This window comes from Maribacter sp. (genome assembly GCF_049667165.1).
Taxonomy (GTDB): domain Bacteria; phylum Bacteroidota; class Bacteroidia; order Flavobacteriales; family Flavobacteriaceae; genus Maribacter_A.
Window position 1 is genome coordinate 1 of the sequence record NZ_JBATHS010000296.1, and the last position, 1,690, is coordinate 1,690.

2 protein-coding genes and 1 pseudogene are annotated in these 1,690 nt (G+C 44.0%); 1 reads left to right on the plus strand and 2 read right to left on the minus strand.

The window, feature by feature from the left end; genetic code table 11:
• Positions 1-139: pseudogene (locus WBM98_RS14100) on the plus strand (thioredoxin); the annotation flags it as partial.
• 2 nt (positions 140-141) lie between these two features.
• Here the strand turns inward: WBM98_RS14100 and WBM98_RS14105 are convergent.
• The gene (locus WBM98_RS14105; protein WP_424366664.1) at positions 142-903 is read right to left on the minus strand and encodes a hypothetical protein; all 762 of its coding nucleotides are present in this window, start codon (positions 901-903) and stop codon (positions 142-144) included.
• A gap of 61 nt (positions 904-964) precedes the next feature.
• On the minus strand, positions 965-1,690 hold a 726-nt coding region (gene guaB / locus WBM98_RS14110; protein WP_424366665.1), incomplete at its 5' end, for an IMP dehydrogenase.

Here is a 1,690-nt window from a genome sequence, read left to right on the forward strand (position 1 = left end):
TCTCGATGAAAAGATGAACATGCTATCCCCTGTTCCCGGTTATCAAAAACCGAAACCCTTTTTGAATATAGCCCGATATTTTGGGGACAATATTTATTTGGAAAAAGATTGGGAGACCTATAGTGGCGCGGGAAAATAATTTTAAAAGGTAAACTCTTTAGTGGCGGACCCCATGACTTTTTGGTCTTCGTCAAAAGCAAGTACGTGTATCAAGTAGGACTTTCCTTTTACCAATCGTTTTGCTTGTGGTAATTCGGCGTATTCCTCTCCATAGGCTACTTGGGAAAATACATATTCCCCATTCCACATCATACATTTTTCAAGGTCCTGTTCTTCCTCAAGACATTCCATATCTATAACCACAAATCGATAATAATCTAAATCATCGTAATCGGTCCAGCTAAAAAAAGGAACATCATTTTCCGGTTCATTGGAGACCTCTATCTCCATATCCGTAGAAGTTCTGGAACCATACACCTGCCATGTCCCCTTCGCGGCTACGAAGTATCTTAACCCTTCACATTCGATTTTTTGCTTGCCCGCAGAATTGGTATACGTTCCTGTATAGTGCTTCTGATCTGCACCAAGTGTTCCCGTATAGCTTCCACCCACACCAACACCATCCACGCTTCCACTCCAATTACCCATAATCGATGGGCCGGTCACTTGGCCAGAAACCCTGCCACTTTGCATACCCCCGGTACACCCTTGATAACTGAAAATAAGCTCACCTGTGAACTGTCCATTACCGGGTAGGTGCAAGTACACCATCCCAATAGTGGGATCCTCTGGATTGTTTCCGGCATCTTCTTGATAATAACCAAACCAGAATGAGGAATCTTGGGAATAAGTTGAAAAACCCAAAAAGATAAACACAACAAAAATGATAAGTTTCTGAACCATAGCACAATAAATTAGTTACTCAATTTACAATTTATATGTACATAGTATAAAAAGAAATACGTTACCTACTATAATTCGGTGATTCTTTTGTAATGGTCACATTATGGGGATGGCTTTCGTTTATCCCACTAGCAGTTATCTTAATAAATCGTCCGTTTTCCTTTAAGGCCTCAATATCCTTTGCACCACAGTAGCCCATTCCGGCACGAAGACCCCCGACAAATTGGTGGATGCTCTCATAGAGCTCCCCCTTATAAGGCACTCTACCAACGATACCCTCTGGCACCAATTTTTTGATATCATCCTCCACGTCTTGAAAATAACGGTCTTTAGACCCCTTGTTCATGGCCTCTACGGAACCCATGCCGCGATACGATTTAAACTTTCTTCCTTCGTAGATAATGGTTTCCCCGGGGGATTCTTTCGTACCCGCCAATAAAGAACCCAACATAACGGTATCGGCTCCCGCTGCTATGGCCTTGGGAATATCACCAGTATAACGGATTCCACCATCGGCTATAACGGGAACACCGCTGCCCTCGATTGCCGCTGCAACTTCCAAAACCGCAGAAAATTGGGGAAAACCTACCCCTGCGACCACTCGAGTCGTACAAATCGAGCCCGGTCCGATCCCAACTTTTACGGCATCGGCCCCTGCGGCTACCAAATACTTGGCGGCTTCCGCTGTGGCGATATTACCTACAATGACATCAAGCTCTGGGAATTTCTTTTTTATTTGCTTCAGTATGTCGACCACACCCTTGGTATGACCATGAGCGGTATCAAT

Excerpts from the sequence above, each read along its gene's own strand:
- WBM98_RS14105 (WP_424366664.1), bottom strand. The coding sequence starts at position 903 with ATGGTTCAGAAACTTATCATTTTTGTTGTGTTTATCTTTTTGGGTTTT.